General features: G+C 37.4%; 24 protein-coding genes. 11 read left to right on the top strand and 13 right to left on the bottom strand.

The annotated features are described in order from the left end of the window. Positions 1-301: 301 nt before the first annotated feature. Positions 302-2,491, bottom strand: a complete 2,190-nt coding sequence (locus tag J2Y03_RS10730; protein WP_310193751.1) for a DNA topoisomerase III — start codon at positions 2,489-2,491, stop codon at positions 302-304. 165 nt (positions 2,492-2,656) lie between these two features. On the opposite strand from J2Y03_RS10730, the gene J2Y03_RS10725 reads away from it, so the two are divergent. The 4 genes from J2Y03_RS10725 (at position 2,657) to J2Y03_RS10710 (ending at position 6,662) form a co-directional block, all read left to right on the top strand. Next, positions 2,657-3,925, top strand: coding sequence for an MDR family MFS transporter (locus J2Y03_RS10725; protein WP_310193748.1), 1,269 nt, complete (start codon positions 2,657-2,659; stop codon positions 3,923-3,925). 354 nt (positions 3,926-4,279) lie between these two features. Then, on the top strand, positions 4,280-5,512 hold the full coding sequence (locus tag J2Y03_RS10720; RefSeq protein ID WP_310193746.1) for an aminopeptidase: 1,233 nt from the start codon (positions 4,280-4,282) through the stop codon (positions 5,510-5,512). A 75-nt stretch (positions 5,513-5,587) separates the two neighbouring features. After that, positions 5,588-5,977 (top strand): large conductance mechanosensitive channel protein MscL, encoded by a 390-nt coding sequence (gene mscL, locus J2Y03_RS10715; protein ID WP_310193744.1) that lies wholly within the window; start codon positions 5,588-5,590, stop codon positions 5,975-5,977. A 49-nt stretch (positions 5,978-6,026) separates the two neighbouring features. Next, the gene (locus tag J2Y03_RS10710) at positions 6,027-6,662 is read left to right on the top strand and encodes a Bax inhibitor-1/YccA family protein (RefSeq protein WP_310193741.1); all 636 of its coding nucleotides are present in this window, start codon (positions 6,027-6,029) and stop codon (positions 6,660-6,662) included. Between the two features lie 36 nt (positions 6,663-6,698). Here J2Y03_RS10710 and J2Y03_RS10705 read toward each other — a convergent pair whose 3' ends face one another. From J2Y03_RS10705 to safA, 8 genes are all read right to left on the bottom strand, one after another. Continuing rightward, complete coding sequence (locus J2Y03_RS10705) at positions 6,699-7,205, bottom strand: RNA polymerase sigma factor (RefSeq protein WP_310193739.1); 507 nt, start codon at positions 7,203-7,205, stop codon at positions 6,699-6,701. Between the two features lie 101 nt (positions 7,206-7,306). After that, a complete protein-coding gene (locus tag J2Y03_RS10700) occupies positions 7,307-8,635 on the bottom strand; it encodes an oligosaccharide flippase family protein (RefSeq protein ID WP_310193737.1) in 1,329 nt (442 codons plus the stop codon). Positions 8,636-8,751: 116 nt separating this feature from the next. Continuing rightward, positions 8,752-9,384, bottom strand: a complete 633-nt coding sequence (locus J2Y03_RS10695; RefSeq protein WP_310193734.1) for a response regulator transcription factor — start codon at positions 9,382-9,384, stop codon at positions 8,752-8,754. Next, positions 9,377-10,429, bottom strand: a complete 1,053-nt coding sequence (locus J2Y03_RS10690) for a sensor histidine kinase (protein ID WP_310193731.1) — start codon at positions 10,427-10,429, stop codon at positions 9,377-9,379. Before J2Y03_RS10690 ends, J2Y03_RS10695 begins: the two co-directional genes overlap by 8 nt. Further along, the gene (gene liaF / locus J2Y03_RS10685) at positions 10,426-11,160 is read right to left on the bottom strand and encodes a cell wall-active antibiotics response protein LiaF (RefSeq protein ID WP_310193728.1); all 735 of its coding nucleotides are present in this window, start codon (positions 11,158-11,160) and stop codon (positions 10,426-10,428) included. The genes J2Y03_RS10690 and liaF overlap by 4 nt, the downstream gene beginning before the upstream one ends. Before the next feature lie 99 nt (positions 11,161-11,259). Continuing rightward, positions 11,260-11,904 carry a PspA/IM30 family protein gene (locus J2Y03_RS10680; protein WP_310193726.1) on the bottom strand — a complete coding sequence of 215 codons (645 nt, stop codon included), beginning with the start codon at positions 11,902-11,904 and terminating at the stop codon, positions 11,260-11,262. Between the two features lie 13 nt (positions 11,905-11,917). After that, entirely contained in the window at positions 11,918-12,265 is a 348-nt protein-coding gene (locus tag J2Y03_RS10675) for a lmo0954 family membrane protein (protein ID WP_310193723.1), read from the bottom strand. Positions 12,266-12,404: 139 nt separating this feature from the next. Next, positions 12,405-13,019, bottom strand: coding sequence for a SafA/ExsA family spore coat assembly protein (gene safA / locus J2Y03_RS10670; protein WP_310193720.1), 615 nt, complete (start codon positions 13,017-13,019; stop codon positions 12,405-12,407). Between the two features lie 87 nt (positions 13,020-13,106). On the opposite strand from safA, the gene J2Y03_RS10665 reads away from it, so the two are divergent. The 6 genes from J2Y03_RS10665 to J2Y03_RS10640 all read left to right on the top strand — a co-directional run bounded on the left by J2Y03_RS10665 (position 13,107) and on the right by J2Y03_RS10640 (position 18,104). Beyond that, positions 13,107-13,481, top strand: coding sequence for a DUF1360 domain-containing protein (locus J2Y03_RS10665; RefSeq protein ID WP_310193717.1), 375 nt, complete (start codon positions 13,107-13,109; stop codon positions 13,479-13,481). A gap of 54 nt (positions 13,482-13,535) precedes the next feature. Then, positions 13,536-13,676 carry a hypothetical protein gene (locus J2Y03_RS10660; RefSeq protein WP_310193714.1) on the top strand — a complete coding sequence of 47 codons (141 nt, stop codon included), beginning with the start codon at positions 13,536-13,538 and terminating at the stop codon, positions 13,674-13,676. 161 nt (positions 13,677-13,837) lie between these two features. Then, the gene (locus J2Y03_RS10655; protein WP_310193712.1) at positions 13,838-15,502 is read left to right on the top strand and encodes a spore germination protein; all 1,665 of its coding nucleotides are present in this window, start codon (positions 13,838-13,840) and stop codon (positions 15,500-15,502) included. Between the two features lie 28 nt (positions 15,503-15,530). Then, positions 15,531-16,724 carry a Ger(x)C family spore germination protein gene (locus tag J2Y03_RS10650; protein WP_310193710.1) on the top strand — a complete coding sequence of 398 codons (1,194 nt, stop codon included), beginning with the start codon at positions 15,531-15,533 and terminating at the stop codon, positions 16,722-16,724. Between the two features lie 6 nt (positions 16,725-16,730). Further along, positions 16,731-16,964 carry a hypothetical protein gene (locus tag J2Y03_RS10645; protein WP_310193707.1) on the top strand — a complete coding sequence of 78 codons (234 nt, stop codon included), beginning with the start codon at positions 16,731-16,733 and terminating at the stop codon, positions 16,962-16,964. A 15-nt stretch (positions 16,965-16,979) separates the two neighbouring features. After that, positions 16,980-18,104, top strand: coding sequence for a GerAB/ArcD/ProY family transporter (locus J2Y03_RS10640; RefSeq protein WP_310193705.1), 1,125 nt, complete (start codon positions 16,980-16,982; stop codon positions 18,102-18,104). Between the two features lie 210 nt (positions 18,105-18,314). Here the strand turns inward: J2Y03_RS10640 and J2Y03_RS10635 are convergent, their stop codons facing one another. Further along, positions 18,315-19,454: a trans-sulfuration enzyme family protein gene (locus tag J2Y03_RS10635; RefSeq protein ID WP_310193703.1), complete on the bottom strand. Its 1,140-nt coding sequence runs from the start codon at positions 19,452-19,454 to the stop codon at positions 18,315-18,317. A 174-nt stretch (positions 19,455-19,628) separates the two neighbouring features. Here J2Y03_RS10635 and J2Y03_RS10630 point away from each other — a divergent pair, with 174 nt between their 5' ends. Beyond that, complete coding sequence (locus tag J2Y03_RS10630) at positions 19,629-21,161, top strand: FAD-dependent oxidoreductase (RefSeq protein ID WP_310193700.1); 1,533 nt, start codon at positions 19,629-19,631, stop codon at positions 21,159-21,161. 109 nt (positions 21,162-21,270) lie between these two features. On the opposite strand, the gene J2Y03_RS10625 is transcribed toward J2Y03_RS10630, so the two are convergent. The 3 genes from J2Y03_RS10625 to J2Y03_RS10615 all read right to left on the bottom strand — a co-directional run bounded on the left by J2Y03_RS10625 (position 21,271) and on the right by J2Y03_RS10615 (position 23,148). Further along, on the bottom strand, positions 21,271-21,405 hold the full coding sequence (locus J2Y03_RS10625; RefSeq protein ID WP_310193699.1) for a hypothetical protein: 135 nt from the start codon (positions 21,403-21,405) through the stop codon (positions 21,271-21,273). A 169-nt stretch (positions 21,406-21,574) separates the two neighbouring features. Further along, the gene (locus tag J2Y03_RS10620; RefSeq protein ID WP_310193697.1) at positions 21,575-22,711 is read right to left on the bottom strand and encodes a DEAD/DEAH box helicase; all 1,137 of its coding nucleotides are present in this window, start codon (positions 22,709-22,711) and stop codon (positions 21,575-21,577) included. Positions 22,712-22,938: 227 nt separating this feature from the next. Continuing rightward, on the bottom strand, positions 22,939-23,148 hold the full coding sequence (locus J2Y03_RS10615) for a heavy-metal-associated domain-containing protein (protein ID WP_132094065.1): 210 nt from the start codon (positions 23,146-23,148) through the stop codon (positions 22,939-22,941). Positions 23,149-23,346: the final 198 nt, after the last annotated feature.

The following is a 23,346-nucleotide window of genomic DNA, read 5'->3' as shown; positions in this document are numbered from 1 at the left end:
TACCACTTTAATAGAATAAAGAAAGAGGCTGGATTCCAATTCAGATTAGATTTGGAGTCCAGCCTCTTTTATAAATATTTGGTTCATTTTTTGATGCCTCATTGGTAATCATCCCATTCACAAATTCTATTGGTTTAATAATTATTGTATGTGATAAAAAGCCTGATTGTCAATGTAATTGTCAGAATTTTAGTACAATAACACTTTAGCAGAATAGCAAAGAAAAGGTACTATGTAAATTAAAAAAAATACGCACATACAATAACCTTTCATGATTATTAATGTGCATATTTTTATATGACTACTTTAGGTTTAACTTTTTTAAAGCATCAGCCAAAGCTGAATTGATTGGCTCTTCTTGTTTTTGCTGCTGTTTTAAATACTTTTGCACATCGCCTTTAGATACTTTTCCACGAGATTCCTTTTTGCGTCGTGCTTCAAAAGCAGATAGCTTTTCACGATATCCACATTGACATGCAAAGATTTGCCCTTCACCCTCACCACGTAGTTCAAGCTTTTTACGGCATTGTGGGCAGCGAGCATTTGTAGTACGTGAGACGTTTTTACGATGACCACATTCACGATCCTGGCATACGAGCATTTTCCCTTTTTTGCCGTTTACTTCAAGCATTGGTTTCCCGCAGTCTGGACATGATTTTGTTGAAATATTGTCGTGCTTATACTTTTTATTGCTTGCTTTAATTTCGCTAACGATTTCTTTTGTATGCTGCTTCATCTCATTGATGAATGTTTCCTTTTTCAGTTTACCTTGTGCAATTAACTCCAACTTTTGTTCCCACTCAGCAGTTGTTGCAGGTGATTTTAGTTCATCTGGAACTAAATCCAGCAGTTGACGCCCTTTAGATGTAATATGAATATCTTTTCCGCGTTTTTCAATTAAGAACGAATTAAACAGTTTCTCAATAATGTCTGCACGTGTTGCAACAGTACCGAGACCACCGGTCGATTTTAATGTGTCTGCAAGCTGTTTATTCCGATTTTCCATAAACTTCACTGGATTTTCCATTGCTGATAAAATGCTCGCTTCTGTAAAGCGTGCAGGCGGTTTGGTTTGGCCCGACGTTTGAGCGATTAAGTTAACATTTAATGAATCACCTTTTTCGATTCGGGGTAAAATCTGTTCTTTTAGATCGTCTGCATCATCATCTTCTTCATAGCGGTTTTCGTAAACTTCTTTCCAGCCGGGGTTCAGAATAGTTTTTCCACGCGCAACGAAATTCTCATCACCTATTTTTGCACGCAGCGTTAATTGTTCGTACTCAAATGCCGGGAATAATACTGCTAGAAAGCGTTTAATAACCAAATCATATATTTTACGTTCTTTATCTGTAAAAGCAGAGAAGTTCACATACCCTTCCGTTGGAATAATGGCGTGGTGATCACTTACTTTGCTATCATCTACAAATGATTTAGAAGCCTTTATTGGTTTCTTTAACACTTTGTTTACTATCGGACGATAATCTCCTATTGAACATGCTTTAAGACGTTCTGGAAGCGTTGGAACTATATCTGATGAGATAAAGCGTGAATCTGTACGAGGATATGTTAACACTTTATGTTGTTCATACAGCTTTTGCATAATATTTAGCGTCTCTTTAGCAGAATAACCAAATATTTTGTTGGCATCACGCTGTAATTCTGTTAAATCATAAAGACCCGGAGAGAATGACTTCTTCGGCTTTTTCTCAATCTCCGTTACAACAGCATTTTTCCTGCCAAGTTTTTTGACAATCTCATCGATTTTTTCCTTATCAAAGCTGCGACCATCACCTTTAGCATTCTGCCAGGTTAGTTTTAACTTATCATCGGTTTGTGCTTCAATTCCATAGTAGTTTAGAGATTTGAAATTTTTAATCTCATCTTCGCGTGCTGCAACCATCGCTACAACCGGAGTTTGCACACGTCCGCAATTTAATTGCGCATTAAACTTTGTCGTTAGTGCCCGAGTTGCATTAAGACCGATATACCAGTCCGCTTCAGATCTCGCTACTGCAGAAAGATATAGATTTTCATACTCCTTACCGTTTCTTAACTTCTGAAATCCTTCTTTAATCGCCTTATCCGTAACGGATGAAATCCATAACCGCTTCGTGGGTTTATTTACCTTTGCTTTATTCAGAATCCACCGTGCAACGAGTTCCCCCTCACGAGCACTATCCGTTGCGATAACAATCTCTCCTACATCTGAACGCTGTAGCTGGCTCTTCACTGCATGGAACTGCTTACTCGTTTGCTTAATAACTACGAGCTTTAACTCATTCGGCATCATTGGTAAATCTTCTAATTTCCACGTTTTATATTTATCGTCATACACTTCCGGGTCAGCAAGTGTAACTAAATGACCTAATGCCCATGTAACAATATATTTATCTCCCTCTAAAAAACCATTACCTTTTTTATTACAATTCAGTACGCGCGCAATGTCTCGTGCAACAGATGGTTTTTCAGCTATTACAACACTTTTTTTCACTTCATAAACACCCTTTCTGTAAAACCATTGAATGATAAATATAGCATATAATAAGTTTAATTGCAGAATTGGAGAAAAACGAATCACCATCTTTTTTCTTGTATTTTCCTATTTCAGAATAGTATGATGGATTAGCTGTTATACATATTGGGAGTGAGGTAATACATGAGGATTAGAGATTGGGATCCTAATTTAAAGGTTCGCTTATTTAGCGAAGCTATGATGAACATTACGTTTTGGATGTTCTTCCCGTTTTTGACGATTTATTTCGCAGATGAATTCGGTAAAAATAAAGCCGGCTTTCTGTTGGTATTTTCTCAGATTTTTTCCGTTATCGCCAATCTTATGGGTGGATACTGTGCCGATCGCTTTGGGCGTAAAAGGATGATGGTTCTCTCAGCCATTGGACAAGGGCTTTCTTTTTTAGCTTTTGCCTTTGCAAGCTCACCTTGGCTCGAGTCCCCTTGGATCGGATTTGTTGCCTTTGCGATTGCAGGCGTTTTCGGATCGTTTTATTGGCCAGCCAGTCAAGCAATGGTGGCTGATGTGGTTGACGAGAAGGATCGAAGCAGTGTATTTGCTATTTTCTACACATCGATAAATATCGCGGTCGTCATTGGACCTATTTTAGGTGCCATTTTTTATGTGAATTACCGATTTGAACTTTTACTAGTAGCTGGAATCGTTTGTATTTTACTTGGATTCATTTTAGCAAAATGGACTAGAGAAACAGCACCGATTCAAAAAGTGGAAGCTGTCGATGCTGATCGGAAATGGTACTACTTTTTACAAAATCAGTTAAAGGATTACACGTTGATTATAAAAGATAGAACCTTTCTTATTTTTATTATTGCAGGTGTATTAGCTGGGCAGACGTTTATGCAATTAGACTTATTATTCCCTGTTTATATGAAAGATGTAATCGAACTTCAAACTCTTTTTTCGATAGGAGACTGGTCATTTACTATTAAAGGAGAGCAAGCCTTTGGAATTGTGCTCGCGGAAAATGGCTTTCTTGTTGCCTTATTAACGGTTATAATCACAAAATGGATGAGTGGATTTAAAGAGAGGAATGTTTTTGTTCTTTCCTCCGTCATATACGCCATTTCCATTGTACTCTTTAGTCAAACCCATTGGATTTGGGGATTTATTATTGCGATGGCTGTCTTCACCTTTGCGGAGTTAATGGGCGCAGGAATTCAACAAAGCTTTGTTTCCAAGCTTGCCCCTGAGCATATGCGAGGACAATATTTTGCTGCTGCGAGTCTTAGATTCACCATTAGTAGGACGATAGCTCCACTATCTATCCCTTTGACTGTTTGGATAGGATATGAGTGGACATTTTTCGTACTTAGCCTGCTCGCTCTATTAAGTGCCGGGTTGTATTGGCTTATGTTTTATACATATGAAAAAAAGACAGTTGTTGGATCCTGAATGGGATCCTTTTTATATTCAAAAGCACCCATAAATTGTAACAAATTGTTCACAATTGCCCCTTTTACTATTATAATTAAGTTGTAAACATTTCCTACTTATAAGGGTGGTGATATTGGTGGAAGTTTCACAATTTATGTCTCCCACATCATGGTCAGGTATTATTACATTTTTAGTACTATTTTCAGCAGGGATTTATCTTAATATAAAAGTTTACGGCAGCAAATTACAGTAGAGAGTAGCATCCCTACTTATTTTTTTGCCTATTTTTTGAGCATGACTGCTATCAGTATCTTTTTCACAGTAAAAAAGCTAAAATATAGATGGAAGATTTTGAAAAAAGGAGACTAAAAAATGAGCGAATTTCAAAAGAATCTTGAGAAATATGCAGAGCTTGCCGTTAAAGTTGGCGTTAATATTCAGAAGGGCCAAACATTGGTTGTCAATGCAACATTAGATTCGGCAGAGTTTGTCCGTCTAGTTGTAAAAAGCGCCTATGAAACAGGTGCAACGAACGTGATAGTTAACTGGAATGACGATGTGGTATCCAGAACAAAATACGAATTAGCTCCCGATGAAGCTTTTACTACATACCCTGTTTGGCGTGCAAAAGAACAAGAAGATTTGGTTGAACAAGGTGCAGCGTTTATGGCGATTGTTTCCTCCAGCCCTGACTTATTGAAAGGCGTAAATCCAGAACGGATTGCTAACTTCCAAAAATCAGCTGGTACTGCATTGGCTAAGTATCGTCAAGCAGTACAATCAGACAAGGTTAGCTGGACAGTGATTGCCGCGCCTTCCCCTGCATGGGCTGCGAAGGTTTTTCCAGACGCACCGAGCGACCAACAAGTTTCATTACTATGGAATGCCATCTTTAAAGCAGTTCGAGTAGACACTGATAATCCAGTGGATGCTTGGAAAAAGCATGATGAAACCTTGCATGAAAAGGTTAGTTACTTAAATGAAAAACGCTATCAAAAACTTCACTATACAGCCCCTGGAACGGATTTAACTATTGAACTTCCGAAAAACCATATCTGGGTTGGTGCTGGCAGTGTTAATGAAAGTGGTTTTGAATTCATGGCTAATATGCCAACGGAGGAAGTCTTCACTGTTCCTTATCGGGAAGGTGTAAATGGAATCGTTGCAAGTACAAAACCATTAAGCTACGGTGGAAATATTATTGATCGTTTCTCGATAACCTTTGAAAATGGAAGAATTGTTGATTTTAAAGCGGAAGAAGGAGAAGAAGTTCTAAGGCGCCTTGTGGAAACGGACGAAGGTTCGCATTATCTTGGTGAAGTCGCACTTGTACCTTATAATTCACCAATCTCACAATCTAATGTCCTATTCTATAATACTTTGTTTGATGAAAATGCATCGAACCACTTAGCAATCGGCAGTGCATATGCTTTCTGTATCGAAGGAGGAAAGAAAATGTCTCCTGAAGAACTAAAGGAAAATGGTCTAAACGAAAGTATTACGCATGTTGATTTCATGATTGGCTCCGAGGAAATGAACATTGACGGGATTACTGCTAATGGAAAATCAGAGCCAGTATTTAGAAAAGGCAATTGGGCTTTTTAAATGGTATAATTGGTGGAACAGCTTCCGTTACGGCGGCTGTTCTTTACTGCATTTATTAAAATTTGGAGGTTTTGTATGTTAAATGAATTTAAGAAATTTGCAATGAGAGGGAATGTCATTGATCTCGCTGTCGGTGTTATCATTGGCGGAGCATTTGGGAAGATTGTTTCCTCTCTCGTTGCAGATATTATCATGCCTATAATTACATTACTCGTTGGAGCGGTTGATGTTAAAGATCTGGCTTATGGCCCATTAAAATATGGAGTATTTATACAATCAATTATCGATTTCGTAATCATATCGTTTTCAATATTTATATTTATTAAATTTCTCAATCGCTTTAAAAAGAAGGAAGAAGAGGTCAAAGTAGAGGTTAAAATTGACAAGCAAGAAGAACTTCTTACTGAAATAAGAGATTTATTAAAAGCAGAACAAGAATTTTCTAGAAAAAATGAAACATCTTGACCTTTTGTTCGTATATTCTAGATATAAATATATTTTGAGGTGAAGAAAATTGTATGCACAAACATCTACTGAATTTTTACCTTCTGTTATTAGGACGTTTGCACTTTCACTTGCCATCGCCTTCGTCGGGACTATGGCGGGTACCTTTGTACCGCCGGCATTATTTTTACCATTAGCCATCCTTGAATTTGTACTGCTGATGATTGCCTTTTTCTTTAGACGTAAAAAAGCCATTTCCTATACTTTCTTGTATATTTTCACCTTTATTTCAGGGATTACCTTATACCCAATTGTTTCTTATTATGCACTAACTGCTGGAGCAAATGTGGTAATGATGGCTTTCGCGACTACCACAGTAGTATTTACAGGAGTAGCTATTTATGCCACTAAATCAAAACGTAATTTCTCATTTTTAGGCGGATTCCTACTTGCTGCCCTACTGGCTTTAGTCGTAATTTCCATTTGGAATATTTTCATGCCGTTAAGTTCTACAGCCATGTTGGCCTTCTCATTCATTGGTGTAGTAGTATTCAGCGGATACGTTCTATTTGATTTCAATCGGATGAAGCATTACGGTGTAAGTGCAGAGGAAGTTCCGTTAATGGCATTAAACTTATACTTAGACTTTATTAACCTGTTTGTAAGTATTTTGCGTATTTTTGGTATACTTTCAAGTAAAGATTAAACAACAAAAGCCGGGATTTGTTTTCCCGGCTTTTTATTATGCTAAAGACTGGAGCTTTGGTCGAAGGTGCTCTTTTCCCCTTTTCATTCTTGTTTTCACAGTTGAAATTGGGATATTGCTTCTATTAGAAATTTCATTTAGAGTAAGGTCTTCAAAATAATATAGAAATATAGCAGACTTATATATTTCTGGTAAAGACATTACTGTTTCCTCCATTTTTTCAACCGAATATTTTTGAAGAACTTCTTCTTCCGGAAGAGGAGCGGCTTCAACTATCGAGGCATAGGAATACACTTCTTCCTTCCAAAATTGCTTTGCTTTATTTTCCTTCCGCCAATAATCACGACATTTATTTCCTGCTATCGTAAATAACCAGTTTTTTATTTTAGCTGGTTCCTTAATCGTGTGAAACGCCAAATAAGCGGATGTTAAAACTTCTTGGTGTAGGTCCTCGGCAAGTTCTTTATGTTTTACTAAAGAAAAAATATAATTAAAAATGGTTTTTCCATGTTCATTTACGATTACTTCAAACGAATCTAGCATTCTATCCCGCATTTTTTTCGAAACCTTCTTTCCCTATAACACTTCTTACATAAATAGACGGAATAAACATGTCTAATCCCTACACTATCTATTAATTTTTCTTAATTATTTTTCTGGATGAGGCCTTTCATGAGAATAGAAACACCAATTTTTTTACAAATCGTTAAATAATGCAGTAACGCCAATAGAACAGATCCGGTGTTCATAGCGATAATCACACCTTCCATCCTCCATTCGGGACGTGGAGCAAGGATAATGATAATAGAAAAGGAAACAATCGTTGACCAAATGCCATGTATAAACGTTTCCTTGATAAGACCTAACCCAATTAAAAATGCCTGCATTGGCATGACAAAAAAGTGGAAGAGAAAAAACGGCCATAGCATTTGTAAATAAACTGCAGCTGTAGAAGATTCAAAGAATATCGATGTAAGCTGCGGGGCAAATACATAGAAAGCTACCATCGCAGGAACTCCATAAAGAAAGGTAAGCAGCATTACTTGTGATAGCATTTTTTGCAGTGTGGAGTAATCTCTCAGTGAATATGTCTTTGAAACAGCTGGTATTAAGACAGTCATTAAGGAATGAGCGATAAATGCAGGGAAAAATCCTATTGATACAGCAACCCCCATTAGCATGCCAAAATGCTCGGTTGCGATTGTATCAGAAAGTCCAGATTTAACCAATGCAGCCTTAATTAAAAAGGGTTGGATCGCACCTGTCAAAGCGGAGAATAACCGCAACCCCGTGGTTGGCACCGAGACAGCTACCAAATTTTTACGGACAGCCTTTCGATTTAAATTGGAAAAGGGCATACGTCTTAGCTGCTGAAATTGAATGATTAACGTGTAGGATAAATAGAGGAACACAGCAATTTCACTGCCAATAAATGATGCAATTGCAATGAGTACGGATGTTTCTGCGTCAATTTTAAAGAAGCGAAACAACACAAACAACATCACGAGCTGGATTGATTTTCTTAAGAAGTTGGCAATCGCTATTTTCCCCATCTGGTGCCTTCCCATAAAATATCCCCGTGCGACCGAGGTAAAAGAAATGACGGGAATTAACAGGATAATTAACCATCTGGTATAAGGATGGAAACCATCAAAAACAGAAATAAAAGGCATGAGTATTACCGCCAACACTAATAGGATACTCGTGAAAATGATGGTAATCGTAATTGCATGATAAAGAATATTTCGATGAAACTTTTCCTCTTTTTCCGCAACAAACTTAGAAATCGAAACCGGCAGTTCGAAGCTAGACAAAAGAACGAGTAAATAAATGGATGGCAGAATGGACATATATAAACCTAACCCATGCTTGCCCAACTCTTTTGCAAGAATCAAATTAACTAAGAACTCCACACCTTCTCCTAAAAAAGCAGAAAGCGCCAAAAATAAAATCCCTTTGTAAAAGATAGCCATTACGAACTCCCCTTCAAAACAATCTCACTTTTATTAACCTATGAGACAAGTTCTAAGATTAGTAGGGATTTTTCAAAAGAAAAAGGACTTGCTCAGCCCTTTATTTCAATTCAGCATTATTTAGTTAACGAGTGTTTAAATGCATATATGACAGCCTGTGTTCGATCTTGGACGCTTAGTTTACTTAGTATATTACTGACATGTGTTTTGACTGTTTTCAGGGCGATAAATAGTTCATCTGCAATTTCTTGATTTGCTTTTCCTTCTGCCATCAACAATAATATCTCCATTTCACGGCTGGTGAGTTCTTCATGTGGCAAGTGCTGTTGTTTCTGGCGCATTTTAAGCATCATTTTTCCTGTTACTTCAGGCTCAAGAACGGATTGACCATGATAGGTGGCACGGACAGCATTCGCAATTTCATCTGCTTTAGAAGTTTTCAGCATATAACTGGTGGCGCCTGCTTCGAGTGCAGGGTAAACTTTTTCATCGTCTAAAAAGCTGGTGACGATGATTACCTTTGCTTCAGGCCAGTTTTCAATTATTTGCTTTGTTGCTTCAATACCGTCCATTTCCTTCATCACTAAATCCATTAAAATGATATCTGGTCTCAGCTCAAGTGCCAGTTCCACACCCCTAATCCCATCTGCGGCCTCACCAACCACTTCAATGTCTGGCTGTGCTGATAAATAAGCGGAAACTCCAATTCTCACCATCTCATGATCATCGACAAATACTACTCTAATCATCTACACCATCTCCATTTGTCATAACCGGTACCTTTACTTCCAGCCGCGTACCTTTACTTTTCACGCTAATCACCTTTAAAGTGCCTCCAACTTCAACCGCCCGTTCATGCATATTCTGCATGCCATAAGACCCTGCCTTCATTGTTTCAGCTTCAAAGCCAATTCCATCATCCACAATCCTTAAAATAACAAGGTCATCCCTCTTTATCAATAAAACTTCTAATTTGCTTGCTTTCGAATGTCGAAGTGTATTTGATACAGACTCTTGCAGGATACGGAAAAGATGATCCTCGATTCCTTTATCAAGTGGAAATTCTTCAATCTTCCATTTAATTTCCATTGTTACTTTCTGTGATAATTCGACTAATAACTCTTCAATTCCTTCTTGAAGCGTTTTATTTTTTAACGCAACTGGACGCAAATGAAGAAGTAGGGCACGCATTTCAAGTTGCGATTGATGAATCATTTCTTCGACCATTTTTAACTGCTTGGCTTCCCTATCAACCTCACTAGTTCCTTGTTTTGTGGTATTAATGGCGGACATCATCATGGAAGCTGCAAATAATTGCTGACTGACGGAGTCATGTAATTCTCGGGCGAGGCGATTTCGTTCTTGTTCAATAATTTCTTGAATTCTAGATTCCTGATCCTCCACTTTTTCTGTAGCCAATCGTTGTGAAAGCTTGGCTTGTTCAGCCATTTGCCTGCCTATCCGATCAATCTGCTCAGCAATACCTTGCATTTCTGAGATGGCTGGTTTTCCGTCTGAGGCAGTCAGTCTTCCCTGCTCCAAATGATGCAATGATTGTTCAACATCCTGGAGCTGACGTCTCCAAAAGAAACCAGAAATAATTCCCAATAATATTCCAACAGCAATGCTGAATGCCGGAATAAAAATCACAAAAGGAATATCCATAAACTGTCGATTCCATAATTCCGACCAATCGGAAACGGGAAAAACGAAGATATAGGCCGCAGATACTCCGAGTGCAAGAATGAGCGAAAAGCCAACATTCGAGAGTATCTGCCTTTGGACAGTGCTCATATCCGTCTCACCTCTAAATTCCCCACCAGCAAGGATGTAAAGATTTTCACCTTCTGCTCTGCATGCTCATAGCCGGCTGTCTTAAGATGGAATGCTTGGTTAAAAACCTGAGACTGATGATGATCAAAAACAGTAGTAGCACCAACAACACATGAATGATGAACGCTAACCTCAATTTCATAAGGTACTTGAATTTGTATATTACCAAAAACATTGCGAATAAAAATGATTGTTTCGCCTTTTGGTAAAACCGTATAACTTAGGTCAATGATGGTGTCACCAATTCCAGATTGAATGTTAATGTCGTTCCATTCATAAACACCACTTGGCGTTTTCTGCTGTCCAAATAATATATTCTCAAAGAGCGGTTGGCTCTTAATAAGCATCTCTTCTTGTTGTACTTGTTCTGATTCTTTAATATCGATAGCAATTTTATTAGGGTTCTTTTTTGAATTAGAATATTGAATAATTAAGTGAAGTAAAATGGCCAGCAATAGAAATTTTAAGGTCATCATACTAAACACACTAATGACTAAGAAAATAATTCCGGCAAAAAAGAGAAATTTCCCGCTCTTTTTTCCTGTCTTTTTTCGACCATAATAGATCATTGCACTAGAAAAGAAAAGGGAGAAAATAAGACCATGGTTGAAAAATAGAATTTCAAGCAGCAGAATGACAATCCCGATTACGACCAGCCATCCCATATAATCATTTTTCGCTTTTTTTAACATTCGGCCCACCCTCCCTTTTTAGATTTCTTTATTAATTTTAACATTATTGCCAAAAAGGTGCAGCTTACTGCACCTCTTTAGAATACCATCTTTTGGTTATTAAATGGACTTGCTTTCTTCTAATTTCATATCTTTTTCTAATTGGGCGATTCTTACGTCAATGGTATCGCGGTAATAAGAACTATTTACTTGATGTTCTAAACGATCTAAATAATTATCAATTTCTTGGAAACGAGAGGACGCTTGATTAGAATCAGTATTTGAATCTAAAACCTGATTCATTCGATGATTTGCTCGTGTAACATTCTCACGTCCCATTAATTCTAATCGGCGAATCTGCATATCTTTTAACTTGTGCTTCATTTCCTCATATTTTCTCTCTAATTCACAAAGCTGATTTTTCACTTGCTCTAGAGAAGCACCTAGGCGCTCAACACGACTTGAGTATTGCTGATGTTCTGCTGAAGCAAACCCATAAAGCTCCATTTCTCCTGCTTTAGAAGCGATTTCTGCTTGATACTTCCTTTTCCCTGCTAATTCCACTGCTTGGGAATATTCTCTAGTGAATTCATCTTTCAGGACGTATTGACGTTCCAAAAGCTTTCTTACCTTTTCTGTTTCTTGCTCACATTGACGAAGGTATTGGTTAAGAAGGGCAATTGGATTTTTCTTTTCCTTTTGATCAACAGCCTCATGTAAATCAGCCATTATTGTATCTTTAATTCTTGTAAATAAGTTTGTCATTTTTCTTCTCTCCTTAATGTTTGTTTATTTCATTCCATTGTTTTTCAAAATTTATAAACGGATTAGAATCCTCTTTTACAACAGTCTTTTTTCTACTATTCCAGTTTTTATAAACAAGATATAGTATATAGGCAGCTAGAACACCAATAATCGCAGGAGCATTATGGATGGAGGCCATTAGTACAAAAAATCCGATAATCCCCAGTAGAATCTTGCCTCCAGTCGAATCAGTCTTTAAGAACTGCTTAAAAATGAAGTACAGAATCGCAATTCCAACCAGCAACCCTATCATTGGACCTATTGTTGAAAGTAAAATGATGGCTGCAATCCCACCAGCTACTAGTAAACCAAATTTTTTCATTTTGTTTCCTCCTTTCTTTATCTTGATTTCATCTTACCTTTATTACAATTTCCCCATAACGACCCAGCGCTTTATTTTCTTATCGGTCTTGAGACTTAGAAAGGGTCAGTCCCCTCTTGGAGGAACTGACCCTTTTCGCTTATTTTGAAATAAACATTTGCGTCCAATAATGTCTTTGTGATCCGCCTTTCGCGTAACCAACACCGATATGCGTATAATTCCCACTCAATATATTTGCTCGGTGACCTGGGCTGTTCATCCAAGCTTGAACAACTTCCTGTGCAGTGGTTTGTCCTGCTGCAATATTTTCGCCAGCTGAACGGTATGAAATTCCGAAGTTCTTCATCATCGTAAAAGGACTTCCATATGTCGGGCTTGTATGGCTAAAATAGTTTTTATCCCGCATGTCCATTGATTTATAGCGGGCTACTCTGGAAAGCTCCCAATCCTGCGTCAAAGCTTTTAAGCCATTTTTTGCTCTTTCTTGATTCGTTAATTGAATAACTTGGCTTTCAATGCTTTTAGTTGCATCAAAACTAGGAATTGTAACCTTATTTCCTGGATAAATAAGGTTTGGGTTTTTAAATTGCGGATTCGCTGAGATGATTTCAGTTATCCCCACTTGGTAACGAACTGCGATTTTCCAAAGTGTATCCCCAGGCTGAACGGTATAAATTTGCTGGGCAAATGAAACACTTGGGATACTAATAAGTGATAGTAGTAACAGTAAACTAATCCAAAAAGATTTTTTCATTTTACACCTCCTCCGATATATATTTTTAATTTAAAGCTCAAAATATACAGATGGTAAATTTTTAACTGAAATTCCGGAGGAGAAAATGTGAGAGACATTTCATGGATGACCTATGTCATGTTAATTTTGGCAAGTTATCGTTTAACTCATTTAATCGTTTTTGATAAAATTACTGAATTTATCCGTAAACCGTTTATGAAGCAGGTTCAAGTAGAAACCAATCATGGAATGGTAACGAAGGAAGTACCCAAATCCATGTTTGGGTATTTATTGAAATGTTACTGGTGTGCTGGTGTTTGGAGTGCCATCATTCTTGGAGGCGGCTATTTACTATTTCCTCGGGTAACCTTTGTGATTATTTTAATCTTCTCGATTGCTGGCGGGCAATCTATTATCGAAACCTTTGTCGGAGTAAATATAAAAAAAGTAGATTATTACGCTGAAAAGGAAAAGAAAGAGTAATCGAAAAATAAAACATTCCCCCCTCGCATATGTTTTATAAAAGGGGGGATTTGAATGGCTGGATGGTGGGTTACAACCATTGGGTTTATCATTTGTCTTGGTATTGTTGGGGGTACTTTCGTTTATTTTTTAAGAGGAACGCTTCACTCTGAAGACGCCACCCGTATTGATCCGGTCAAAAAGGAAATAGATTAACATAAGAAAATCGCGCAAAAACCTAATATGAAAGAGACCATCAATTTGGAACTTGATGGTCTTTTTTTGTTTAATCCTGTCACCTTTTAGCAGGAATGGATAATTTTCCATTTATAGTGAAAGTATAAAAACATTCACACTGGTCTTCGAGGAGGGTAGAAATGAAAACCCGTATTCCTATTCCGATTAAAAAATTACTACAAGATAAACAAGATGAAAAATTAAAAAAACAACAAAATAATCAAAGTGGACCACAGAGTCAAGATCAAATTCAAGAACAGGCGCAGGATCAAAACCAATCTTCACAAGCCCAAAAAAGCATCAATATTTCTTTAAACCTTAAAGAGAATATTGACTATATAAAAAAAACAGTTGGAAATAGTTCGGACATTGTCATAAGGGAATTTCAAGCTGGTCAAAATGGCGAAATCAAAATTGCGGTCATTTTCACAGATGGATTAACGAATTCAGCAGAGCTTCAAGATTTTGTTCTTAACACCCTAATGTTTGAAATACGAAATGCTGAGCTAGATTCAATGGTTTTTGATAGATCAAATCTCTTTAATTTGATAAAAACTCATTCTCTTCCTGTGTCAGGGATAAGTGATATCAATGATTTTCAGAAGCTATTTCTCAACTTGTTATCAGGGGATTCGATTCTTTTTATTGATGGTTGTTCGCAAGCAATTTCTATTAGTTTAAGATATTGGGCTGACCGCGGTGTGGAGGAGCCTTCTTCCCAGACTGTTGTTAGAGGTCCAAAGGATGGATTTACTGAAACGCTTCGAAAAAATACTGCATTAGTACGACGAAGAATAAAAGATCCCAATCTTTGGATTGATACACAACAAATCGGGACGAAGACACAAACTGACGTTGCTATCATGTACTTAAAAGGTGTTGCCAATGATAAAACGGTTGCGGAGGTACAAAGCCGGTTAAATCAAATCAGCATTGATGCGATTCTTGAAAGCGGCTATATTGAAGAGCTCATCCAAGATGAAACCTACTCCCCTTTTCCAACTGTTTATAATACAGAACGGCCTGATGCTGTCGCTGGAGCAATATTAGAAGGAAGAATAGCAATTTTTGTTGATGGAACGCCCTTTGTCCTTGTTGTACCCGCACTTTTTGTACATTTTCTTCAAGCAAGTGAGGATTATTATCAACGGGCGGATATTGCAACTTTAATTCGATTACTTCGGTATTTTTCATTTTTCCTTGCTTTGCTTACGCCATCACTCTTTATCGCCGTTACAACGTTTCATCAAGAAATGCTGCCTACACAATTGCTTATTAGTCTGGCGTCACAGCGTGAGGGGGTTCCTTTTCCGGCGCTTGTCGAGGCGTTAATGATGGAATTAACGTTTGAAATTTTACGTGAAGCAGGGGTGAGATTACCAAGGGCAGTAGGTTCGTCCATTTCCATTGTGGGTGCATTAGTTATTGGCCAAGCTGCCGTGGAAGCAGGGATTATCTCTGCCTCTATGGTCATTATTGTTTCCTTAACAGCCATAAGCAGCTTTGTGTCACCGAATTTTAATATGTCCATTTCCGTTCGGATTCTTCGCTTTTTGTTTATGTTACTTGCAGCGTCATTTGGATTGTTTGGAATTATCTTAGGTCTAATCGTGATGGTTCTTCATCTCAACAGCTTACGGTCATTTGGGGTCCCCTATTTAGCTCCTTTTGCACCTTTTATTTTAAAGGATCAAAAAGACAGTATCATTCGTATGCCACATTGGTCATTATTTTCACGACCCCGCTTGATAAGTCAGAAAAACATAAAAAGAGAAGATACACCTTCTCCGAAACCATCGAATTAATTATAGGAAGCATGAGAGAGGTAGTAAAATGAAAAAAATCATATGCTTATTCCTTATGTTCCTCTTAATAAGTAGTCTTCTAACCGCATGCTGGAGCAGAAAAGAGCTAAATGAGATTGCCATTGTCACAGCCATTGGGATTGATAAAGCAAAGGATGGATACCTCGTTTCCATACAAATTGTTAATCCATCAGAGATTGCCGGAAAAAACGCTACCGGCCGAACGGAAGTGATAAGATTTATGAAAACCGGAGACACCATTTTTGAAGCAATGAGGAGATTATCAACGGATGTACCAAGAAGAATTTATGTAGCCCATCTACGTCAAGTTGTTTTTGGCGAGGAATTGGCTAAAGGGGGAATCGGTAAGGTCCTCGATGTTCTCTCCCGGCATCATGAAATGCGTTCTGATTTTTTTCTTACTGTAGCGAAGGGAGCGAAGGCTTACGATATTCTTAATGTCCAAACGGCTCTCGAAAAAAACCCAGCAACGGATGCTGCCAATACTTTGGAAACTTCAGAAAAAGTATGGGCACCGACAAGGCCCGTTACGATTGATGAATTAATAACAAGTATTGTTAGTAAAGGGAAAGAACCTATTCTAACGGGAGTTCACGTTTATGGAAACCCTGAGTCTGGCAGTGCTTTTACAAATGTACAAAATGTTTCACCAAAAACAGGTTTGAAAATCGATACAATTGGAGTATTTAAGAGTGATAAACTTATCGGGTGGTTAAATGAAAGCGATAGTAAAGGCTTTAATTATATTACAGATAATATAAAAGCAACAGCTGTAACTTTCCCTTGTAAAGATGGAAAAATAACGATTGCCACCACTCATTCAAAAACTAACGTTAAAGGGAAAATCGAGAAAGGGAAACCGAAAATTTCTATAAATGTCACTTCAGATGGAAATGTCGGTGAAGTAGCGTGCAAATTCGATTTATCTAAACCTGAAAAAATCAAAGAATTAAATAAAAAATATCAACATTCGATTAAAGAAAATATAGAAGCAGCAATTAAAAAGGTCCAAGAGGATTATCAAAGCGATATCTTTGGTTTCGGGGAAGTGATTCACCGGACTGATCCGAAAGCTTGGAAACATCTGCAACAAAATTGGGACCAAGAATTCGCAAAATTGGAAGTAACTGTTAACGTAAAAGCAGAGATTCGTCGATTAGGCGCGATTACAGAATCCTTTCAAAAGGAAATTGAGGAGTAATCATAGATGTGGGCCATAGTCGGAATTTTATTTATTGGGGCGATTATTTCTTTCTTTGAAATTCCGTCCCTTGTGAAAAAAAAATGGTGGCGAGAAATGATTGTTTATTTTCTATTGCTTTCAATAGGTATGATCCTGGCTATTCTATTAAGCAAAGATGTTTCCATTCCAGCTCCGTTAGACTGGATAACGAAAATTTTTAATCCAATAACTTCTTACTTCGAACGGATTATGTCATAGAGAGGTGTAGTACCAATGATGCTTGAGAAAGGAAAAATGAATGCCGGTGAATTTAGTATTATCGTATTTACCTTTACTGTTGGAACCGCCATCATTTCATTACCCGCTTTACTTGCAACTATAGCCAAACAGAATGCCTGGATTGCTTCTGCCTTAACGATTTTTCCAAGCTTACTATTTATATTTGTCTATATCCAGTTAATTTCCCTTTATCCATCCATGACTTATGTAGAAGTGAATGAAAAAATTTTAGGAAAATGGTTTGGCAAACTAGCATCGGTTCTATATCTGACTTATGTTCTCATTATTACTTCTGGCGGGTATAGAGCAATCGGCGACTTTTTTACAACCCAAGTAATGGTTGATACACCTATTCAAGTAATTATCATCTTGTTTGTATTGACAAGCGTCTTCGGTGTCCGATTAGGCTTAGAAGTTATTTGCCGTACGGCATTAATCTTTTTCCCATGGATTATCTTACTACTATCAATCTTATTCTTATTTCTTATCCCACAAATCAAATTAGAAAATATTCAACCTATTTTCGGAGAAGGTATAAAACCCATTATAAGTGGATCCCTTCACCAATTGGGACTGCCTTATTTACAGTTAATCATATTATTAATGGTTACACCTTTTGTTGCGGAAAAATCGGAAATGAAAAAATCCTTTTATTTAGCTACTATCATGGGCGGCTTCATCTTAACCATTATTGTCCTATTCAGTATTTTAGTATTGGGAGCTGACTTTACCTCAAGACAAGCCTATCCTACTTATATATTAGGGAAAAAGATAAGCATTGGGAATTTTTTTGAACGGGTTGAAGTGATTGTTGCGATCATTTGGGTGTTTACTATTTATTTTAAGGTGACGATTTGCTATTATGGGCTTACTCTTGGATTAGCTCAATTATTGGGGTTGAAAAATTATCAAATCCTTACTTTCCCATTATCATTTTTAATCTTACCCTTTTCTATCCTTTTGCTTCCAAATGTTGTTTCTATTAATAATTTTAATGCTACAACACTCACTCCGTATTCCTTAACCATATGTTTTATTTTGCCGCTATTATTAGTAGTAGTTGATAAAGTTAGGAAAAAACTATCTACTTCCAAAACAACTAATCAGTCATCAGGCTAAGTTCAATGTATAACGATTAAAGGAGGCTGCTTAACTTTTTGTCTTAATCGTTTTATTTGAAATCGGAAGTTCAGTGGTGGTTGGATTAGGTTTGGATGCTAAACAGGACGCCTGGTTGTCATTGTCATGGTAAAAAAGAAAATCACGAAGTAGTGAATTTAATATAAAAAAACGAAAAGAACCCTAATAATCTTGGGTTCTTTTGTATGTTTAATGCGATTTTTCAATGGCCTGTTCAAATTGTGAAATTATATCCTCAGCATGTTCGATTCCTACTGAAATTCGAACAACCTCATTTGTGATTCCTAATGCTTCACAAGCCTCTGGAGGGAGTGACCGGTGTGAAGTCGTTAATGGATGTGAAACGGTTGTTTCAACTCCTGCTAAAGTTGGAGCAATTTTAACCCAACCTAGCGAGCGAAAAAAGTGATTGATATCAACCGTTTTAGAAAGCTCGATTGTTACCATTGCACCAAAACCATCTTCCTCTTGTTCAAATGGGTAATATACTTTTTCAACAAAAGGATTATGTGACAATGCTTCTGCTAATTTCTTGGCATTGCTGGATTGTGCTTTCATTCTCAATGCTAATGTCTTTAAACCACGGCATGTCAGCCATGCTTCAAATGGACTGACATTGGTTCCGAGGTTAACGATTTTTGAGCGTGCACTAGCAACTAAATCTTCTCTGCCTGTGAGGACACCAATCGTTACATCGCTATGCCCTCCGATGTATTTAGTCGCACTATGAACGACTAAATCCACTCCCACTGTATAGGGCTGACAATGGTATGGAGTAGCAAATGTATTATCAACTAATGTATTTAGCTGGTGCTTATGGGCTAATTCTACTACTCCTTTAATATCCTCTACCCTTAACAACGGATTTGTAATCGATTCAGTGTAGAGCAGTTTTGTATTTTCTTTAATCCCCTTTTCAACATCATTTAGATTTTTGAAGGAGACAAAAGTTGTTTCAATCCCAAATTGATTTAATTCTTCCTTTAACAGATGGAAGCTGCCGCCATATAAATCATCGGCAGCAATGATATGTTCTCCGTTTTTCACTACAGCTAAAACTCCCGCTAAAATCGCTGACAATCCCGAGGAAGATGCAACACCTGCTGGAGCCCCTTCGAGTCTTGCAACTGCTTCTCCAAGCTCGTCAGTATTTGGATTGCCAACCCGTGAATAAAGATATTGACCATTGCCATGATAAAAGCCTTCTAATTCATCAAGGTCCTTAAAGGCAAATGCTGAGGTCTGATAAATTGGCGTTACCTTACTAGCGATTTTACTATTATTTTTTTTATTACCATGTAAAATTTCTGTCTCAAATCTCTTCCCCATACCAGCACCCTCTTTTATCAAAAAAATTGTTATTATATTAAAAAATATCAATACCACAATCTTCCGTCAATCTAAATCTATTTCCAAATAATATTTTTATAAAGGGAACCCAACACATTTTTTTGAAAAGTTAGGAAAAAATAAACCTATTAATACTATATTGGAGGTATACCTATGAGCTCAGCAGAAAACACTCATCATTTTCCACGAACCTATTGGCGTGAAATAGAATTGCCAACTTTTGATAAATTGAATCAAGATATCACCGTAGATGTTGCAATAGTTGGTGCCGGAATTACAGGTATTACTGCAGCATACTTACTTACAAAAGATGGAGTAAAGGTTGCATTGATTGAAGCAGGTGGAGTATTAAACGGGACTACAGGTCATACCACTGCAAAGCTGACTGCACAGCATGAATTGATTTACGATGAATTAATCAATCATTTCGGTGAGGAAAAGGCTAAGCAATATTTCGAATCAGCCTCAAATGCCATTAAATTCGTTGAAAATACCTCTAAAGAAAAAGGGATAGATTGTGATTTCAGCAAGCAGGATGCCTTTGTTTACGCAACAACAGATCAATATGATAGAAAACTTGAGACTGAATTTTCTGCTTATCAAAAATTGGGAATTGATGGTAACCTAGTGGGAAACATTCCCTTTAATATTCAAATTAAATCTGCACTATTAATGAGAAATCAGGCCCAATATCATCCATTGAAATTTTTAAAGGGGCTATTAGACGAAGCAGTAAAAGCGGGTTGCGCGGTTTATGAAAATTCGGTAGCAGCTGGAATCGAGGATGTAGAATCCACACAGCCAAAGGTTAAGATTAAGGGTGGACATAAGGTTACATGTAAACATGTTATTATTGCCTCCCATTTTCCATTTTACGATAAACCAGGTCTTTATTTTGCTAGAATGTACGCTGATAGGTCCTACGCAATTGGGATTAAAACGGACAAGCCGTATCCAGGCGGAATGTATATCAGTGCTGACAGTCCAAGCCGGTCTATTCGCTACACACCAATTGATGGGGGTAACCTCCTTATTCTTGGCGGCGAAAACCACAAAACTGGTCAAGGAGTGGATACTCTAAGTCATTATCTTGCACTTGAATCGTTTGCAAAAGAAGTATTCGATTTATCAGAGTATCATTATCGTTGGTCGGCACAAGATTTGGTTACCTTAGATAAGGTCCCTTATATTGGTCCGCTTACGGCAAATAAAGAGAACATTTTAGTGGCAACAGGCTATAAAAAATGGGGGATGACAACAGGAATTCTCGCAGCCCATTTACTCACTGATTACGTTTTAAAACGTGATAATCCATATCAGGAACTATATTCCCCATCGCGATTTGATGCGGATCCTGATATTAAATCTATCGTAACAACCAATGCAGATGTTGCGAAACATTTAATTAAAGGCAAGCTTGAGTTTGTACCTAAGGATCCTGGGGATTTGAAAAATGGTGAAGGCTCTGTCGTCATGCATAACGGGAAACGTGCAGGTGCCTATAAGGACGAAAACGGCAAGCTATACATTTTGGATACCACCTGTACGCATTTAGGCTGTGAAACCGAATGGAACCATGCTGAAAAATCATGGGATTGCCCATGTCACGGTTCTCGGTTCTCCTATGCTGGCGATGTAATTGAAGGTCCGGCTAAAAAGCCACTGAAAAACGTTGGTGATCAATGAATTAAATTGGATATCTACACATGTTAAAGAGATATCTACACATTTTAAAGAGGTAGCTACAACTAAGCCTAGAATTTAAAAATGCCCCCTGATTCAGGGGGCATTTCCTCTATTTACCATGCGGACGGTTCCGTTTTAAGTCCTCGCCAGTTTCAAATTCAACAAGCTCTTCGGCTGTTTTCATTCCCTTTTTACGATTATTATTTCGCTGGGCATTGGCATTACCGAGTTTCGTTCTTCCCACACTATCATCTCCTTTAGAGAAATTCATAAATAGTATGAGTGAAATGAAATGAAGTTATTCTTCCCCAAGGAACTTCGTTAATTGCTCAAAAGCATAAGCCCCTTCAATCCTTTAAACTTTATGAATATCCAGCAATTCTAAAAGGCAGCGGGGTCTCCCACTGCCTTTTTTAACGACCCGCCTTTTGTTCTGGTTCAGCGATTTGCCCTTTATAAAATATTCTTCTTTGAGGAGTTACCTTTAATTCCTGGCAGTATTTCTTTAATTCTCTTTCTTCTCGTTCCGTTACTAATGAAATGACGATACCATTCGCACCCATTCTTCCTGTTCTCCCTGCTCGATGAACATATTGAGCAATATCCCTCGGGAAGTCTACATGGACAACATGAGTGACTCCCTGGATATCGAGTCCTCTTGCTGCTACATCTGTTGCTATGAGCATTTTCGTTTTACCATCACGGAAAGCCTTTAGCTCTGCCTGCCGTTCTAGTTTCTTCATATCACTATGTAAAATGCCTGTTGATAACTCTTTAAAATTGAACTTTTCTTTAAAAACTTGAATTTCACCAATATCATTGATAAATGCAAGCGCTTTGATATTATCTAAACGGACTATTTTTTCTAGCAGCTTAATTTTATCTCTTGGTTCAGCAAGAAAATAAATATGCTCCACTTCTCCAGAAGAAGCTAGCTCATCTTTTTCAATTCGGAGTATTTCAGGGTTTTTTGTTATTTCCTTCGCCAATTTCTCTGTTCCAGCTTTCATTGTTGCTGAGAATAAAACAACTTGGCGGTCAGACATTGTTGATTTAACAATATTTTGAACGGTATTGATATGCTCCGGTATCAGCAGTTGATCACCTTCATCCAAAACAACCAGCTTTACCTCATGCATTTTTACCTTTTTCTGTTTAATTAATTCAAATAGACGACCAGGTGTTGCAAAAATAACATGAGGACGCTTTTTTAATTTTTCTAGCTGCCGTTTTACGTTAGCTCCTCCAATAATGGACGTGCCCCTGATTTCACTGCCTTCTGACCACTTTTGAAATTCCTGATAAACCTGCATGACCAATTCCTGTGATGAGGCAAGAACTACAGCTTGCAAGGATTGTGAATTAGGTTCGATTTTATTTAATAATGGCAGCAAATAAGCAAGTGTCTTGCCCGTACCAGTAGGTGATTCTGCGATTAAATCTTTTCCTTCTAGGATCATTGGAATTGCGGCATCCTGAATGGAGGTTGCCTGTTGAAACCCGGACTTTTCCCATGCTTCCTGTAAAAAAGGGTTTAAGGTATTTAACATATTTTACTCCTTTTTATCTCATTTCTTCATATTATATCCGAACATGCCTCTGATAGTAACCTATTTAGGTAACTGTGTCCATAAATAGCCCATTCCTATCACCGGAATAAGTTATTAATTAATTCGTATATCGACTAAGAAATGATGCTTCAAACTTACTGTCCTGATTTTGTTCCAAATAAATCCCCCCTGTTTTCGTTTATTATCTAACAGGGGGGAGCAAAATATTAATCAAATGTTCGCATTGTCAATTTGTGAATACTCCTGTTTATTTCTTCAAATCCAATAATACTTTCATCAAATCTAATTTCAATTCTTCCGCTTCCAGAAATAATCTTTACTTTTTCTACTCCCGTGTATCTTTTGACTTTCCTTTTAATACTGCCAATACAACCTGAGCAGGCTACTTCGTTTAATGCTAGTTGTATCGTACTCATTCAAAATACCCCTTTCCATTTTTAGAATGCTTATTTTCTTTTAGTTTATAGGATTATTCTCGGGTTAACCTTGACATATATCAAGGAATTGATTTGAATCACTTCAAGGAAATTTAATAAAGGATAAACTTTAAATATGAGATTATTATTAAAGGAAGTGACAGGCGAATGTGTTGTGAACTTTGCTCTCACGAATCC

Source organism: Neobacillus niacini (genome assembly GCF_031457145.1).
Classification (GTDB): domain Bacteria; phylum Bacillota; class Bacilli; order Bacillales; family Cytobacillaceae; genus Neobacillus; species Neobacillus niacini_J.
Note: the sequence above shows the minus strand (reverse complement) of the source record. Positions and strands in the feature narration are given on the sequence as shown.

Bases quoted from the DNA above. Each gene is read 5' to 3' on its own strand.
- J2Y03_RS10675 (WP_310193723.1), bottom strand. From the start codon at position 12,265: ATGAAAAAATTTGGTTTACTAGTAGCTGGTGGGATTGCAGCCATCATT.
- J2Y03_RS10660 (WP_310193714.1), top strand. From the start codon at position 13,536: ATGGCTGGATGGTGGGTTACAACCATTGGGTTTATCATTTGTCTTGGT.
- J2Y03_RS10690 (WP_310193731.1), bottom strand. From the start codon at position 10,429: ATGAGCACTGTCCAAAGGCAGATACTCTCGAATGTTGGCTTTTCGCTC.
- liaF (WP_310193728.1), bottom strand. From the start codon at position 11,160: ATGTTAAAAAAAGCGAAAAATGATTATATGGGATGGCTGGTCGTAATC.
- J2Y03_RS10700 (WP_310193737.1), bottom strand. From the start codon at position 8,635: ATGGCTATCTTTTACAAAGGGATTTTATTTTTGGCGCTTTCTGCTTTT.
- J2Y03_RS10720 (WP_310193746.1), top strand. From the start codon at position 4,280: ATGAGCGAATTTCAAAAGAATCTTGAGAAATATGCAGAGCTTGCCGTT.
- J2Y03_RS10645 (WP_310193707.1), top strand. From the start codon at position 16,731: ATGTGGGCCATAGTCGGAATTTTATTTATTGGGGCGATTATTTCTTTC.
- J2Y03_RS10630 (WP_310193700.1), top strand. From the start codon at position 19,629: ATGAGCTCAGCAGAAAACACTCATCATTTTCCACGAACCTATTGGCGT.
- safA (WP_310193720.1), bottom strand. From the start codon at position 13,019: ATGAAAAAATCTTTTTGGATTAGTTTACTGTTACTACTATCACTTATT.
- J2Y03_RS10680 (WP_310193726.1), bottom strand. From the start codon at position 11,904: ATGACAAACTTATTTACAAGAATTAAAGATACAATAATGGCTGATTTA.
- J2Y03_RS10640 (WP_310193705.1), top strand. From the start codon at position 16,980: ATGATGCTTGAGAAAGGAAAAATGAATGCCGGTGAATTTAGTATTATC.
- J2Y03_RS10695 (WP_310193734.1), bottom strand. From the start codon at position 9,384: ATGATTAGAGTAGTATTTGTCGATGATCATGAGATGGTGAGAATTGGA.
- J2Y03_RS10655 (WP_310193712.1), top strand. From the start codon at position 13,838: ATGAAAACCCGTATTCCTATTCCGATTAAAAAATTACTACAAGATAAA.
- J2Y03_RS10615 (WP_132094065.1), bottom strand. From the start codon at position 23,148: ATGAGTACGATACAACTAGCATTAAACGAAGTAGCCTGCTCAGGTTGT.
- mscL (WP_310193744.1), top strand. From the start codon at position 5,588: ATGTTAAATGAATTTAAGAAATTTGCAATGAGAGGGAATGTCATTGAT.
- J2Y03_RS10635 (WP_310193703.1), bottom strand. From the start codon at position 19,454: ATGGGGAAGAGATTTGAGACAGAAATTTTACATGGTAATAAAAAAAAT.
- J2Y03_RS10650 (WP_310193710.1), top strand. From the start codon at position 15,531: ATGAAAAAAATCATATGCTTATTCCTTATGTTCCTCTTAATAAGTAGT.
- J2Y03_RS10620 (WP_310193697.1), bottom strand. From the start codon at position 22,711: ATGTTAAATACCTTAAACCCTTTTTTACAGGAAGCATGGGAAAAGTCC.
- J2Y03_RS10725 (WP_310193748.1), top strand. From the start codon at position 2,657: ATGAGGATTAGAGATTGGGATCCTAATTTAAAGGTTCGCTTATTTAGC.
- J2Y03_RS10705 (WP_310193739.1), bottom strand. From the start codon at position 7,205: ATGCTAGATTCGTTTGAAGTAATCGTAAATGAACATGGAAAAACCATT.